Raw genomic sequence first — 13604 nt, 5'->3', positions numbered from 1 at the left:
CCACGGGCCGGTCTCAGTCGAATCCAGTCACGTCGAGAGATTGCTGCGAAGACTTCACCCTCGATCCCACCACCATACCGCCAAACCCCGACTTTGTCGAACACCTGTTCGAATGGTGAGACGCCTTTGAGAACGAGCCCTACGGCGCCGACGGCGCGAGGAACCCGTGCACCTGCGAGACAGCCGCAGCGCCCTCGCCGCTGGCCGACGCGACGCGCTTCATCGAGCCCGACCTCACGTCACCCGCAGCGAAGATGCCCGGTGTCGTGGTCTCGAGCGGCGCCGGTGGCCGGCCGTCGACCCAGCGGTCCATCGGGATCTCACGACCCGTGAGGACGAAACCGCGCTCGTCCTGCACCACCTCGGACGGCAGCCAGCTGCAGCCCGGATCGGCGCCCAGCAGCAGGAACAGACCCTGTGCCGGCACCCGGTCGATCGCCCCGTCGGAGGTCTCGAGGCAGATCCACTCCAGCTGTCCCTCGCCGCCACCGTCGACGACCCGTGCGCCGGTCCGCAGCGAGATGCGCTTGTGCGTCGCGATCTCGTTGATGAGGTATGCCGACATGGTCTCCTCGAGACTCGCGCGGCGTACGACGATCGTGACGCTGTTGGCGAACCGGGCCAGGTGGAGCGCGGCCTGTCCCGCGGAGTTGCCGCCACCGACGATGTAGACGTCACGGCCCTGCATGTCGCGCGCGACGCTGGTCGCCGCGCCGTAGTGCACGCCGCGGCCCTCGAGCTCCTCGAGGGCCGGCACGCCGAGTCGCCGGTATGTCACGCCGCACGCGACGAGCACCGAGCGCGCCCGCAACGTGCCGCCGTCGAAGTCAACCTCGTGCACGTCTCCCACGCGCAGCGCCGTGACGGCGCGACCGGTGTAGAGCCGCGCACCGAAGCGCGTGGCCTGCACCCGCGCCCGCAGCGCCAGGCGCATGCCCGAGACGCCCCGAGGGAAGCCGAGGTAGTTGCGGATCATCGAGCTCGTCCCGGCCTGTCCGCCGATCGCCTCGGACTCGAGGACGACCGTCTCCAACCCCTCCGACGCGCCGTAGACCGCAGCGGCGAGCCCGGCCGGTCCTCCGCCGACGATCAGCAGGTCGGCGACGAAGTCCTCACCCAGGTCGGCCGGCGTGCCGTAGAACGCCGCTGCGACGGCGCGCTCGGTCGCGCCGTTCACGAGGCCCCGGTTGAACGTCTCGACGACCGGCAGCGTCGCCTCGCCGTCGACCGCCGCGATCAGCTCCCGGCCCACCTCGCTGTCCGGATGGAAGCGCTCGTACGCGATGCCCATGCGATCCAGGAAGTCGCGGATCGCCGGCACTGCGCTCTGGGAGCCGTCGTCGACGATGCGGACGCCGGCGACGACTGGGGCGGTGGAGGACCAGCTCCAGTCCGAGAGGTACTCCGAGATCGCGGTGTGGAACTCCTCGTCGCGTGCACCCTGCGGGATGATCAGGTACGTGTCGAGGCGGCCCTGCCCCAGTGCCGGCCTGAGCTCGTCCAGGGCGGCCGCGAAACCCGCCACCGGCACCAACGCCACCCGCCGGCTGGCCGGCGACGCCACGCGCAGCTTGTCGAGCATCGGCAGCGCACCGCCCTCGAGCGAGTGGTCGACCGCGATCAACGCGATCTGCCGACCCTCGGTCATCAGGTAGTGCTTGAGCTCGTACGCCTCGGCGCCGCCCTGCACGACATGCAGGTCGTAGTCGCGGGCGTATCGGCTCGCGAACTCGTCAGACAATGCAGCGTGGTGCTCAGCGGTGGCGACCACGAGGATCACCGGGTTGCCTGGGGACTCCGTCATGGCGCGAAACTACCCGACCGGGCGAACTTCCCGCCTCCCGGTCAGACCGTCACGACGAGCTTGCCGCTGCCGTGACCGTCCTCGAGCGCCCGGTGCGCCTCGACGATCTGGTCGAAGGAGTATGCCCGGTCGAGCGGGACCTGAGCCTCCCCCGTGGCGACGGCGTCGAGGTAGTCCTGGAGAACGGCGGCCGGCAGGTCGCCCGCCTCACCCGAGTAGCCCGTGAGCCGCACGCCACGCGGCAGGTAGCCGATCGGGTAGAAGTCGCGGACGGTCCACTCGTTCGACAACATGCCCGTGAAGCACACGACGCCGTGCACCCTGACGCTGCGCAACGTGTCGGGCAGGGTCGGCGTGCCGACCAGCTCGAGCGCCGTGTCGACTCCGTCCGGCGCGACCGCCCGCACCTGCGCGGCGACATCCCCGTCGTCGACGATCACGTGATCGACGCCGATCGCAGTCAACGACGCTGCTCGCGCCGGGTTGCGAGTCGTCGAGAACACCGTCATGCCGCGCTGCTTGGCCAGGATCGCCGTCGCCATCCCGACCGACGAGGTGCCGCCGCGGATCAGGATGCTCTGTCCGGGCTGCGCGTCGAGCCCGACAGTCAGCGAGCCGTACGAGGTCTGGAGCATCTCGGGCACCGCTCCGAGCGTGGCCCAGTCGAGCCCGCTGTCGAACGCGATCACCTGATCCACCGGGACGCAGGTGTACTCCGCGTAGCCGCCGTCGAACTGGCGACCCATGCCGCCCATCATCGTCACGACCTGCTGACCCGGTTCGAGCTCGCCGCCGGGACAGGCGGCCACCACGCCGGTGGCCTCGATGCCGAGGACCCTTGGGAACGTCACCCCATCGGCCAGACCGAGCCGGGTGTGCAGCTCTGAGCGATTGAGACCGAACGCCTTGACCTCGATGAGGACCCAGCCTGGCGGGGGTGTCGGCACCGGCAGGTCCCGGATCACCAGCGCCTCGGGCGGTCCCGGCGCGTCGAGGACGACCGCCCGCATCGTCTCAGTCATCGTCGCCGCCCTTGGACGTGGCGGAGCGCAACGTCGCGAGCGTCGACGCGAGCCGGTCGAGCTCATCCGCGGAGATCAGCGATCCCAGCCGGACGTCGAGCTCGTCCTCGTACGTCGCCGTCGCCTTCGCCAGCAGTCGCCTGCCGGCCGGTGTGAGCTCGATGATCGACGACCTGCGGTCGCCCGGGTTGGCCGTGCGGCGTACGCGACCGGCCTCTTCGAGACGATCGACGAGCTTGCTGGTGCCGCCGACCGAGATGACCATCTCCTCGGCGATGTCGAACACCCGGCAACCCGACCGGGCCGCGATGATCTGCAGGGGCTCGAAGTGGCTGAGCTGCAGGTCGTGGTCGGCACGAAGCCTCGCGTCGACCGCGTTCCACAGGCCGATCTGGTAGCGGACGAGATCCGCGAACACCGTGTCGAGGTCGGTCATGCTCCACCATCAACATTCCACGTAAGTATATTCCTCGGAATCATGTTTGCTACGCTAGCACATACATTCCATGGAATCTATTTCCGGAGGCACTCATGAACCGGCGCACGCTCGTCGCACTTGCCTTTGGCGCGGCACATCTCGACGTGTGCACCGCCCTGGCGTTCCAGGAGTCCCAGACTCCAGACGATTCGGTCGAGGAGGAGACCGACCGATAGGCTGGCTCGCGCGTCGCCGATGCCGTCAACGCCACACTCCCACTGTCAGCCCGTACGCCCGCGAGGAGCCCTCCCATGCGGATGAGCAAGATCCACAAGGTCGCCGTCACCGCCGTCGTGGCGACGATCGCGACGGCAACCGTGCTCACGTTCAGCCGCGCCGACACCGCGCCGGCCGACCACGTCGCGTCCTTGCCGCAGGCGTCCGCAGACGCCCCTGTCGTCGCGGAACGCCGCCCCGAGGCCATCAAGAAGCCGAAGCCCACGCCACGCGTCACCACCGCCGAGCCCAAGGCTCCCGCCGTCAAGGTCGTCAAGCCGGTCGCCAAGGCCGACAAGCCGGCACCGACCGCCAAGCCTGCGCCCACGACTGCGGCGCCTTCACCGACTCCCACGCCGACCCCGAAGAACCTGCTCGAGATCCTGCTGGGTCAGTAGGACTCACCCGTTGAGCACCGGCGTCATGTGCGCCGCGTACCACTCGGGCCAGTCCGGGTCCTTCTCGCCCAGCTCCTTCTCGTGCGCAGCGTGCGCGGCTGCGGCACTCTCGAGCGCCGCCTGCAGCACCATCGCATCGGCCGGGTGACCCGCCTTCGCCAACGTCTCGGTCATGTGCGCGGCGTACCAGCGCGGCCACTCCTGGTCGTACACGCCGCCGAGCTCCTCGGCCTCGTGCACCCCGTGCGCAGCAGCCGCTTGCTGGAGTGCGGCGAGCACGACCTGCTCCGTCACCATCACGTTCACCGGCCCGGAGCGCGGGTCGTGACCTGCTGGACGACCCACTCGTTGCCGTCCGGGTCGCTGAAGGAGGCGAACGAGCCGTAGTCGGCCCGGTCGGGATGAGCCCCCGAAACCCGCCCTTCGGTGCCTGCGTGGTGGAAGACGCCGCCGGCGTCGTGGAAGACCTCGGAGACGTCGACACCGCGGCCGACCAGCTCGGTCCTCGCCGCATCGATGTCGGACACCACAAGATGCATCCCCCGGACCGATCCGGCGACCGCGGTCGTGAGCTTGTCGCCGAAGATCACCGACGCCTCAGAGCCAGGCGGCGTGAACTGCACGACCCGCAACCCGTCGTCGGCGGAGAAGTCGGCATCCTCCCGCCAACCCAGCGCCCCGTAGAACTCCTTGGCACGGTCCACATCGGAGACCGGCAGCACCACTACCTCGAGCTTCATGTCCATGATTCCTGCTCCTTGACCCTCTCGGGCCCCTCTGACGGATACCGTCCGTCACCGGTCTGACTGGTTATGACTCTCCCACCATGAACGTCACCGGTCAAGGAGGTTTGTTGTTCCGTGCGTCACCTGTCAGAATGGTGACCATGGATCACGCGTTTCCCTGTGGCAACCTCTCGCTCGACTTCATCGGGACCCTTCGCGCACGTCGCGACGAGTCGCCGACCGAGATGCTGACCTCACCCGCGCAACTCGACTCGTGGTTCGACGAGTCCGGGATCGTCGACCAGGTCACGGCCTCGCGCCAGACCGATGTCCGCGCCGCGGTCGAGCTCAGGGAGGCGATCTACGGGCTCGTCACAGAGCGCTTGGCCGGCAAGGCGTACGACCGGACCGCCATGGCCCTGGTCAACGACGCAGCGCGCAAGCCGTCGGTCGTCCCTCAGCTCACCCGGGACGGCCGGCGCACCGACGCGACCGCAGCCCAGGCGCTGTCGACCGTGGCCCGCGACGCCATCAACATCCTCGGCGGTCCCGAGGCGGCCCTGCTCAAGGAGTGCTCACGCCCCGGGTGCACGCAGGCCTACCTCGACACGTCGCGCGGCGGCCGACGCGAGTGGTGCGCCATGGAGACGTGCGGCAACAAGATGAAGGCCGCCGCCTACCGCGCCCGCAAGCGCAACGAGTCCCGCGTGGCGACCGCCGGCTGAACGGGGACAGCAGACGCCCGAGGCGGCCGGAACACCGTCATCGAGACGGCCAGGAGCCCCACGCCCACGATGCCGTCGAGCCAGTAGTGGTTGCCCGTCACGACCACGACCAGGAGGATCGCGACGGCGTACGCAGGGGCGAGCCAGCGCCAGCGCGTACGCAGGCACAGGATCACCGCGATCGAGATCAGCGCTGCCCACGCGACGTGCATCGAGGGCATGGCGGCCAGCTGATTGGTGAAGCCGGTGCCCGGCTTGCCGGCGTACGCGCTCTGGCCGAACTCGGTGCCGGTGTCGACCATCCCGAGTGCCGGCTCGAGGCGCGGTGGCGACAACGGGTACGCGATGTGACCGACCAGAGCGAGCCCTGTCGTCAGGATCAGCACGTTGCGGAACCAGACGTAGACCTCGCGGCGCCGGGCGTAGAGCAGGACCAACGTGCACACCATCGCGGGGAAGTGCACGTACTGGTAGATCGCGTTGATGGCACGGACGGCGGTGTCCGAGCCGAGCACCCAGTCCTGCAGGCGCGCCTCGCTCGGCAGTCGGAGCGTACGTTCGAACGACCAGACGTCGTCGGCGTGCGCTCGGGCCACGTGCTCCGAGCCCTCGAAGAGGTGCCGGCAGAGCAGGTAGGAGAACCAGAGCCCGACGACGAGGGCGACCTGCCCAGCGGTGGCGAGCGCCGCGCGGCCCCGGTCAGCGCCAGATGGACCCGACTGCGCCACTCGCTCCGTCCCTTCACCCCGCCAGACAGTGACAGCCTATCCAGCCCCGGGGACACGGGCGCAGGGTGACGTTGCCACCCGGTTTCGCCCATGGCACTGTACGAGTGAGCCGAGTTCAGGTCATGGTCGAAGCTGGCCTCTCAAGTTGGGATATCGCAGCGATGAGCACAGCCGGGAACACACAACAAACCGAGGGCCCGCGATCCAAGCGCGCGGTCATCATCGCCACCGCGATCGATCGGTTCGGCGAAGCAGGTTTCGAGCACACCAAGTGGGCCGCGATCGCTGAGGATGTCGGTATCGGGCAGACCGCGCTCTACCACTACTTCGAGTCCAAAGCGCATTGCCTGCTGACCATCATGCGGCTCGAGCTCAGCGATTCCGTGGAGCGCTTCAGTGCCGCCACGGAGCCCGCCCCCGACTCGACCAGAGCGCTGTCCGCCGCGGTCGCGAGCGCGTACGAGGCCTCCCCCCGCGACGCGTTGCAGCGACGCATCCTGCACAACCACATGGATCTGCTCGCGACCCCGAGGCACTCAAAGAAAGAGGAAGAAGAGCGGATACTGTGCTGCGCCCTGGTCCATGAGATCGAGCACAACTGGACCGGCCTCGTCCAGAAGGGCATGGACGATGGCGTCTTCCGCGTCACCGACGCTCTGCTGACCGCGCGCATGCTCCTGGCGCTCGTGGGCGGTGCGTGGCGTTGGTACCGACCCGGGGGCGAGATCACCCTGGACGAGATCACCGAGGTCACGGCCGAGGCAGCCGGCCGCCTCGTCGACTCCGACGACGTAGGCGCCTCCTGACAACTCCTTCCGCACGGAAGTTGCTCACCGTCATGTGACCCGAGCGGCCCCCGAGCGGCTCCTGGCGGTCACACGAGCAGTCTCGGTCGCACGGTGAAGAGCCTCTGCCGTGGCGGTGGTCTCCCGATCGATGGATTCCTCGCACTCGGCCACGATCACCGCCACGTGCGCGGCGGTATCGGTGACTGCCTGGGCGACACGGGCTGCCGCCCCGGCAGTGTCGGCCGATGCCGCATCAGCGGCAGCTTGCACGGTCTCCGCCATGCGAACCGCGGCGAGAGCCGAGTGTGCTTCGGTGCCCGAGATGGAGACGAGTCTCTTCGCCTGCGCTGCCGCCTCGGCGAGTCGGCTCGCTTGCACGATGCCCCTCGACCGCATGTCGGCGGCGGCACAGGCTGCCTCGCCGGCGACCAGCCGCGCAGCCTCAGAAGCGGCTAACGCCCTGGCGCGACGCGCCCTCGCCGCCGCACGTACTGCCGACTCGGCCTGTGCCTCCAGCGCGATCTTAACCGCCTCGGCGACCGCGAGATCAATCGCGGAGCGTTTGTCGGGGAGCGGTTCCCGACTCGGATTCTTCGGCATCAACGATTGAACGTCCGACCAGCGGAATCGCCGATGCCCACCAGGAGTTCGCGTGGCGGGGATCTTGCCCGCCTTGGCCCAACGGCTGACGGTCTTCGGGTCCACGTAGACCAGGGCGGCCACCTCTGCGGGGGTGAGCAGCTGCTCCGGTGGTGCCTGTCGTTCGGCCATGGGGCTCTCCTGGAAGGGTCACAATGCGCGCTCGCTCCCCTGCGCAGGACCGCCCCCGTTGCCGTTCCTTCGAGAGTAGCCCCATACCGCGGCATTGAGCCCCGGCCGCGGGCGGTCAGGTGTGAAACGGCCTGGTCGAAAGTCGTCCCTTTCGTACGCAAAGCGGTCCTGTTCGAGCGTTTCGCCGGCCCGGCGTGGCGCGTAGCGTCGCACATGGAGGCACGCTGTCCCAGCCGCCCCACGGTGCTGCTCCGGTGTGGTCTTCATCTAGGAGTCCTTATGGAGCGCTTCGCCCGCTTGGTCATGCATCACCGCCGGATCGTCAGCGCCGTCTGGGTGGCACTCTTCATCGGCGGCATGGTCTCGGTCAGTCCGTTGGCTGACAGGTGGTCGCTGGACTTCTCACTGCCTGGCCAACCGGGCGACAACGCCGAGCAACAGCTCGTCGACACGTATGGCGTGAGCACGTTCGACTCCTACATCGCTGTCGTGACCGTGCCGAGCGGAGAGACCGTCGAGCAGAACAAAGATGCCGTGGCCGGTGTCATCAGCGCCGGCGTGGCCGCTGTCCCGGACGTGAAGCTGCGCGTCGTCGACTTCGCAGGCACGAAGGATCCGGGCTTCGTGACCGACGACGGACGCACGACGTACGCCCTGATCCAGGCCCCGGTGCCGGTGTCGTTCGGTGCGTACATCGAGACGGAGCTCGACCCCGCATTGACCAAGGCGGCCGACGCAGCGGGCTTCGAGAGCAGCCTGACCTCCTACGGTTTGCTCTCCGCAGGCGGTGAGCAGGACGACTCGAGCGTCCTGGTCGAGACCCTGATCGCCGCTGCAGGGGCACTGCTGGTGCTGCTGTTCGTGTACGCATCGTTCCTGGCGCTGCTGCCGCTGCTCATCGCGGCGGTCTCGATCCTGACGACGTTCATGCTCGTGTTGCTGCTCACGACGTTCACCGACGTCAGCATCACCGTCCAGTTCCTCGTCGCGCTCATCGGGCTCGGAGTCGCGATCGACTACTCCCTGATCGTGGTGTCGCGATGGCGAGAGGAACGCGCTCACGGGCGCAGCAACGAAGAGGCGGTCGTGATCGCGATGAAGACGGCGGGACATGCCGTCATGGCGTCGGGCGTCACCGTCGCGATCAGCCTGCTGGCGCTGCTGATCCTGCCTGTCCCGGCCCTGCGCAGCATGGGCGTCGCAGGGATGTTGATCCCCCTGGTGAGCGTTGGCGTGGTGCTCACCCTCCTCCCCGCGCTGCTCTCCAGCGTCGGCCCGCGCATCGACTTTCCCCGCATACGCAAGGAAGGCACGGCCTCGCGCGGCTGGTCCGCCTGGGCTCGTCTCATCGTCAGGCACCGCGTCATCGCCACGGCGACGGCGACGATCGTCCTGGCTCTGCTCATCGCGCCGGTGTTCGGCCTCAAGATCGGGCCCGGCTCCAGCCTCGAGTCCCTTGCGCAGGACGGTCCCCGCTTCGACACCCTGCAAACGCTCACCGACGGCGGCGTCGGCGCCGGAGTGCTGACCCCCATCGAAGTCCTCGTGCCTGCCGGCGACGCCGAGGCAGCAGCTCAGGCAGCCCAAGGGGTCGACGGCATCCAAATGGCTGTCGTCGGCACCATCCGCGGTGACAGCGCCGTCATCGACGTGTTCCCGAGGCAGGCAACGCTCGACAGTGATGCCTCAACAGTCGTCTCCGACATCCGGGCAGCTGTCGATCCAGTGGCCGGCGGCCACGTGGGCATCACCGGCGTCGGCCCCACCATTCAGGACTACTTCAGCGCCGTCTACGACAAGTTCCCGTACGTCTTGGCGTTGATCGCCCTGATCACGTACGTCCTGCTGGTCCGCACCTTCCGATCGGTCCTGCTTCCGCTCAAGGCGGTGCTCGTGAACCTGATCTCGCTTGCCGCCGTCTTCGGATCGGTCGTCTTCTTCTGGCAGCTGGGCCACGGCTCCGGCGCGATCTTCGACGTAGCCCCCACTGGGGCGATCAACTTCTGGCTCCCTGTCGTCATCTTCGCGTTCCTCTTCGGACTGTCGATGGACTACGAGGTCTTCATCCTCACCCGGATGCGTGAGGAGTACGACCGCACGGGCGACACCGGCATGGCCGTCATCACCGGCATCGGCCGGACCGGACGGCTCGTCACCTCCGCTGCCCTCATCCTGTTCTTCTCCTTCTCGGCCATCGCGACGTCACCCGGCACCGACACCAAGGTCCTCGGTACGGCTTTGGGGGTCGGCATCCTCATCGACGCCACCATCGTGCGGGCTCTGCTGGTGCCGGCGTTGGTCAGCCTGTTCGGCCGATGGAACTGGTGGCTGCCCGGTTGGCTTGCGCGCGTCCTGTTCGTCGAGCCATCTCCGCTTCACCCGGTGCGCATCGTGCCACCCGAGGCGACGCCGGACCCCTACAAGGCGCCCGCCGGCATCAGCTGACGTCAAGCCGACACACAGGAAGGCACCTGTCTGGGAGGATGTGGCGATGCGCGCTCTTGTGGTCGCCGCTGCCGGGTCTCAACCCGAGGTACGCGACGTCCCGCGACCCGCGGCTCCGGGCGGTGGCGTCGCCGTCCGTGTCGTTGCGACTGGCATGTGTCGCAGCGACTGGCACGCCTGGGCAGGACATGACGAGGTCTCGTTCCCGCATGTGCCCGGCCACGAGCTCGCCGGTGAGCTCGTGGAGGTCGGCGAGGGCGTGACGAAGTGGAAGGTCGGGGACCGAGTCACCGTTCCGTTCGTCTGCGGGTGTGGGCACTGCGAGTGGTGCCTGGGCGGGAACGCGCAGGTCTGTCCTGACCAGGAACAGCCCGGGTTCACACACTGGGGTTCCTTTGCTGAGTACGTCGCTCTGCACGCCGCGGACAGGAACCTGGTCGCCATTCCCGAGCAGGTGGACTTCGCGACCGCGGCCAGCCTCGGCTGCCGGTTCGCGACGGCGTACCGCGCTCTCGTGGGACGCGCGCGAGTCACCGAGGGTGAGTGGCTCACCGTGATCGGTGCCGGCGGGGTCGGGCTGAGCGCGGTGATGATCGCCCGCGCGCTCGGCGCCCGCGTGATCGCCGTGGACCGCAACCGGGAGGCACTCGCTGTGGCTGCCGAGCTCGGCGCGGACCACACCCTCCTTGCCGACGGCACCGACATCCCGTCGGCGGTCGGTGACCTCACCGGCGGTGGCAGCCACGTCGCGATCGATGCCGTCGGGAGCGAGCAGACCTGTGCCGACGCCATCCTCAGCCTGCGCCGCCGGGGCCGGCTCGTGCAGGTCGGGCTGCTTCCACCGATCGGCGGACACCCGAGGGTGCCGATGTCACGAGTGATCGGGTGGGAGCTCGACGTCCTCGGAAGCCACGGGATGGCCGCGACCGACTATCCCGGCATGATTGCGCTGATCGAGGCTGGATCACTGCAACCGCAACGGCTGATCGAGCGAACCATCGGGCTCGGCGAAGCCGCGGAGCTGCTGCCGCGGTTCGACCAGGCGACGGTTGCCGGCATGACCATGATCGATCCCACCCGCTGAGCTCGGGTGGCCGGCTCGGCTCCGTCAGTCGGGTATCCGCACGAGGCGCTGCGGGCCCGGTCCCTTGCCCGCGTAGGAGCTGATCAGCACCGTGGAGCCGTCAGGGCTCAGTGAGGTGAACGACGTGTTGTCCGGGAAGACCTTCATCTCCTTGGTGTCGAGATCGACCAGGAACTCGCGATCCTGGCCGTCGTCCGTCGTCGCTGCGATACCGGTCCACCGCCCGAGGGCGATGACATCGTGCGGATCGGGGGCAGTGAGCGACCCGACGGGGAATGGGTCGAACTCGGTGGTGCGCCCCGAGGCCTCCTTGATCGTGAGAGTCGCCGGCTCACCGACGCACCACGTCTCCCAGGCCTTGGTGACTTCCGCGCCACAGAAACCAGGATCATCGGCGTGGGCGCTGACCGGGACCGGCATCGTCATCCCGGTCGGCAGGTCGTAGGTGAAGTATCTCGGCTGCTCCTTGTTCTTCGGGTTGCTCATCGCGTACGTCAGTGTTTCACCGGAGATGCGTACGCCCTGGCCGCCTTTCGCGATCATGCGGGGCGTCTTGGACCCGTCGACGGGGACCGCGTAGACCCCCTGCTGTCCCCGCTTCGCCGGGTAGGCGGCCGTGCTGAAGTACGCCGTGTCGCCGGCGAGAGCGAGGTCGTCGCCGTAGACGATCTGTCCATCGGGGTCGTTGAAGGCGCCCAGGGTGGTGACCTGTCCCGTCCGTTGGTCGTACGAGTAGATCGTGAACTCGCTCGTGCCGATGCTGGTGCCAACCAGCTCGGCCCAGACCACGGTGTCCCCATCGCCGGACACATCGACGACCTGCGTGGGATCGGGACGGTCTCGGTCGTCGAGAAGAGTGAACTTCTTCGTGTCGAGGTCGTACATGACGGGGTGCGACTGCGCGAGCGACTCCACCCCTGGTGCGCCCTCGTCCAGCTCCGGTGTCGCTGAACCCACCAGGACGTTGCTCGCGATGAACGAGGAGAAAAGGACCCCGTCACCGTTGTACGTCTTGGGGAGCTCGGCAACGACATCGAGGGTGTCGCCCAGCTTCAGCTTCTCCGCCTTCGCCGGGGTGATCTTCTGGATCTTGTCCTTCACAGGCTCGGCGGGACGCACGTGATCGGGCGGAAGGGAGTGCCGGGCGACCGCGACTCCCGCGATGAGGGCGACGACGGCCGCAGCAACCAGACCGGCACCCATCAGGCGTCCTCTGCGGTTCGTCGTGAGCTTTCCTGAGCCGACTCGACCCTCGGTGATCGCCCGGACCGTCTCGGCCTCCCAGACGGGGTCGATTGCCGGGGGCTCGGGGCGCAGCGCGTCGATGATGTGGTTGTTCACGAGTCCTCCTGCGGATCGGTGTCGGCAGTCGGAACGACCTCGGCCACGTCGATCGCTGCCCGCGCTCTGCTGATGCGTTTGCGTACGGCGGCCGGACTGATGCCGAGCAGGGTCGCGGCCTCCTCGGTGCTCAGTCCGTCCCACGCGGTCAGCAACAGGGCTTCGCGCTCCTTCTCACCGAGCGCCGCGAGCCGCCGGACCGCCTCGAGGCGTTCATGGAAATCCACGTGCGCCGCACTGTGCGCGGTGACGGCAGTCAGCAGTCGGACGCGGTCGTCCAGGCGCCGGCCACGCTGCAACGTACGCACGTGGTTGCTCACGACGTTGCGCGCGACGCCCAGGAGCCACGCGAAGGGCGGCTCCGTGATGTCGTCCCACCGTCGCCACGCAACCGTGAACGTCTCAGCGGTTACGTCATGGGCGTCCGAGGCGCCGACGTGGCGGGCGGCGTAGTTGAAGATGCGCGGCATCTCGTCTCGCCACACCCGCTCGAACGCCAGCTCCCGGTGCCGTACGTCTAGAAAGTTGCTCACAACCCGTAAGTGTCCAGCACCCCTGCCGGTGTGACACACCTGTGAGACAACTTTTCTGACTGAGCGATGCCAAGACGGTCGATCGTGCTTGTCGTAGGTTGTCGGGATGGCTCGATCGCGGCTGATGGGGGTGTTCGCCCTCCTCGCAGGCTTGTCGTTCGCCCCTTCCGGGGCGGCAACTGCGAGTTGTGCCGCACCCACCATCGAGGTGCCCGCCCGGATCCAAGCAGGAACTGACGTCGTCGTCCGCGGACATCAGTTCGTCGACGGCTGTGACGATACTGGCGGCGGCACCGAGGGCGCGTTCGGTTGCGATCACGAGGACGAGCCAGAAACCGTCGAGCCACTGGAGGCCATCGAGCTGCGGCTGCGTCAGGGAAGCCGAGAGTGGTCATTGGGCACGACCGATGCAGCGGCCTCGTCGAAGAAGCTCGGCCGCGCGGAATGGACGTTTGTCCTGCCCGAGGACGTTCGACCGGGCGAGGCCTCCTTGGAGACGGACTACTCGCAATCGGAGCCGATTGTCATTGGCCGATAGCGGTCGGC

The 13604-nt window shown here is 68.2% G+C and carries 15 protein-coding genes and 1 pseudogene; 7 read left to right on the top strand and 9 right to left on the bottom strand.

Annotated elements, in window-relative coordinates; genetic code table 11:
* Positions 1–139: 139 nt before the first annotated feature.
* Genes BOSE46_RS02620 through BOSE46_RS02610 form a run of 3 tightly spaced genes read right to left on the bottom strand, consistent with a single transcriptional unit; the run spans position 140 to position 3262 of the window.
* On the bottom strand, positions 140–1804 hold the full coding sequence (locus BOSE46_RS02620; protein WP_159537994.1) for an FAD-dependent oxidoreductase: 1665 nt from the start codon (positions 1802–1804) through the stop codon (positions 140–142).
* A 41-nt stretch (positions 1805–1845) separates the two neighbouring features.
* Positions 1846–2826 carry a zinc-binding alcohol dehydrogenase family protein gene (locus BOSE46_RS02615; protein WP_159537992.1) on the bottom strand — a complete coding sequence of 327 codons (981 nt, stop codon included), beginning with the start codon at positions 2824–2826 and terminating at the stop codon, positions 1846–1848.
* Complete coding sequence (locus tag BOSE46_RS02610; protein ID WP_159537990.1) at positions 2819–3262, bottom strand: MarR family winged helix-turn-helix transcriptional regulator; 444 nt, start codon at positions 3260–3262, stop codon at positions 2819–2821. Before BOSE46_RS02610 ends, BOSE46_RS02615 begins: the two co-directional genes overlap by 8 nt.
* A gap of 95 nt (positions 3263–3357) precedes the next feature.
* Here BOSE46_RS02610 and BOSE46_RS21545 point away from each other — a divergent pair, with 95 nt between their 5' ends.
* Both BOSE46_RS21545 and BOSE46_RS02605 read left to right on the top strand, forming a co-directional pair.
* A complete protein-coding gene (locus BOSE46_RS21545) occupies positions 3358–3480 on the top strand; it encodes a hypothetical protein (protein WP_256366691.1) in 123 nt (40 codons plus the stop codon).
* 75 nt (positions 3481–3555) lie between these two features.
* The gene (locus BOSE46_RS02605; RefSeq protein ID WP_159537988.1) at positions 3556–3918 is read left to right on the top strand and encodes a hypothetical protein; all 363 of its coding nucleotides are present in this window, start codon (positions 3556–3558) and stop codon (positions 3916–3918) included.
* A 3-nt stretch (positions 3919–3921) separates the two neighbouring features.
* Here the strand turns inward: BOSE46_RS02605 and BOSE46_RS02600 are convergent, their stop codons facing one another.
* Positions 3922–4215 (bottom strand): hypothetical protein, encoded by a 294-nt coding sequence (locus tag BOSE46_RS02600; protein ID WP_159537986.1) that lies wholly within the window; start codon positions 4213–4215, stop codon positions 3922–3924.
* Between the two features lie 5 nt (positions 4216–4220).
* Positions 4221–4658 (bottom strand): VOC family protein, encoded by a 438-nt coding sequence (locus BOSE46_RS02595; RefSeq protein WP_371415494.1) that lies wholly within the window; start codon positions 4656–4658, stop codon positions 4221–4223.
* Positions 4659–4804: 146 nt separating this feature from the next.
* Here BOSE46_RS02595 and BOSE46_RS02590 point away from each other — a divergent pair, with 146 nt between their 5' ends.
* Positions 4805–5368: an ABATE domain-containing protein gene (locus BOSE46_RS02590; protein ID WP_201299486.1), complete on the top strand. Its 564-nt coding sequence runs from the start codon at positions 4805–4807 to the stop codon at positions 5366–5368.
* Here the strand turns inward: BOSE46_RS02590 and BOSE46_RS02585 are convergent.
* Positions 5320–6096 (bottom strand): phosphatase PAP2 family protein, encoded by a 777-nt coding sequence (locus BOSE46_RS02585; protein ID WP_159537982.1) that lies wholly within the window; start codon positions 6094–6096, stop codon positions 5320–5322. The genes BOSE46_RS02590 and BOSE46_RS02585 overlap by 49 nt on opposite strands.
* Positions 6097–6218: 122 nt before the next feature.
* Here BOSE46_RS02585 and BOSE46_RS02580 point away from each other — a divergent pair, with 122 nt between their 5' ends.
* A complete protein-coding gene (locus tag BOSE46_RS02580) occupies positions 6219–6902 on the top strand; it encodes a TetR/AcrR family transcriptional regulator (protein WP_236551595.1) in 684 nt (227 codons plus the stop codon).
* Between the two features lie 579 nt (positions 6903–7481).
* Here the strand turns inward: BOSE46_RS02580 and BOSE46_RS21675 are convergent.
* Positions 7482–7655: pseudogene (locus BOSE46_RS21675) on the bottom strand (BldC family transcriptional regulator); the annotation flags it as partial.
* Between the two features lie 279 nt (positions 7656–7934).
* Between BOSE46_RS21675 and BOSE46_RS02570 the strand changes: the two are divergent.
* Together BOSE46_RS02570 and BOSE46_RS02565 are read left to right on the top strand one after the other, a co-directional pair.
* Entirely contained in the window at positions 7935–10100 is a 2166-nt protein-coding gene (locus BOSE46_RS02570) for an MMPL family transporter (RefSeq protein WP_159537978.1), read from the top strand.
* Between the two features lie 46 nt (positions 10101–10146).
* Positions 10147–11184, top strand: coding sequence for a zinc-dependent alcohol dehydrogenase family protein (locus BOSE46_RS02565; protein WP_159537976.1), 1038 nt, complete (start codon positions 10147–10149; stop codon positions 11182–11184).
* 24 nt (positions 11185–11208) lie between these two features.
* Here the strand turns inward: BOSE46_RS02565 and BOSE46_RS02560 are convergent, their stop codons facing one another.
* Positions 11209–12525: a hypothetical protein gene (locus BOSE46_RS02560; RefSeq protein WP_159537974.1), complete on the bottom strand. Its 1317-nt coding sequence runs from the start codon at positions 12523–12525 to the stop codon at positions 11209–11211.
* Positions 12522–13058 (bottom strand): RNA polymerase sigma factor, encoded by a 537-nt coding sequence (locus tag BOSE46_RS02555; protein ID WP_159537972.1) that lies wholly within the window; start codon positions 13056–13058, stop codon positions 12522–12524. Before BOSE46_RS02555 ends, BOSE46_RS02560 begins: the two co-directional genes overlap by 4 nt.
* A 106-nt stretch (positions 13059–13164) precedes the next feature.
* On the opposite strand from BOSE46_RS02555, the gene BOSE46_RS02550 reads away from it, so the two are divergent.
* Positions 13165–13596: a hypothetical protein gene (locus BOSE46_RS02550; protein WP_159537970.1), complete on the top strand. Its 432-nt coding sequence runs from the start codon at positions 13165–13167 to the stop codon at positions 13594–13596.
* Positions 13597–13604 lie beyond the last annotated feature (8 nt).

This window comes from Aeromicrobium sp. 9AM (genome assembly GCF_902506105.1).
Taxonomy (GTDB): Bacteria; Actinomycetota; Actinomycetes; order Propionibacteriales; family Nocardioidaceae; genus Aeromicrobium.
This window is presented reverse-complemented; position numbering and strand designations above follow the sequence as displayed.

Excerpts from the sequence above, each read along its gene's own strand:
- BOSE46_RS02620 (WP_159537994.1), bottom strand. The coding sequence starts at position 1,804 with ATGACGGAGTCCCCAGGCAACCCGGTGATCCTCGTGGTCGCCACCGCT.
- BOSE46_RS02615 (WP_159537992.1), bottom strand. The coding sequence starts at position 2,826 with ATGACTGAGACGATGCGGGCGGTCGTCCTCGACGCGCCGGGACCGCCC.
- BOSE46_RS02610 (WP_159537990.1), bottom strand. The coding sequence starts at position 3,262 with ATGACCGACCTCGACACGGTGTTCGCGGATCTCGTCCGCTACCAGATC.
- BOSE46_RS21545 (WP_256366691.1), top strand. The coding sequence starts at position 3,358 with ATGAACCGGCGCACGCTCGTCGCACTTGCCTTTGGCGCGGCACATCTC.
- BOSE46_RS02605 (WP_159537988.1), top strand. The coding sequence starts at position 3,556 with ATGCGGATGAGCAAGATCCACAAGGTCGCCGTCACCGCCGTCGTGGCG.
- BOSE46_RS02600 (WP_159537986.1), bottom strand. The coding sequence starts at position 4,215 with ATGGTGACGGAGCAGGTCGTGCTCGCCGCACTCCAGCAAGCGGCTGCT.
- BOSE46_RS02595 (WP_371415494.1), bottom strand. The coding sequence starts at position 4,658 with ATGAAGCTCGAGGTAGTGGTGCTGCCGGTCTCCGATGTGGACCGTGCC.
- BOSE46_RS02590 (WP_201299486.1), top strand. The coding sequence starts at position 4,805 with ATGGATCACGCGTTTCCCTGTGGCAACCTCTCGCTCGACTTCATCGGG.
- BOSE46_RS02580 (WP_236551595.1), top strand. The coding sequence starts at position 6,219 with ATGGTCGAAGCTGGCCTCTCAAGTTGGGATATCGCAGCGATGAGCACA.
- BOSE46_RS02570 (WP_159537978.1), top strand. The coding sequence starts at position 7,935 with ATGGAGCGCTTCGCCCGCTTGGTCATGCATCACCGCCGGATCGTCAGC.
- BOSE46_RS02565 (WP_159537976.1), top strand. The coding sequence starts at position 10,147 with ATGCGCGCTCTTGTGGTCGCCGCTGCCGGGTCTCAACCCGAGGTACGC.
- BOSE46_RS02550 (WP_159537970.1), top strand. The coding sequence starts at position 13,165 with ATGGCTCGATCGCGGCTGATGGGGGTGTTCGCCCTCCTCGCAGGCTTG.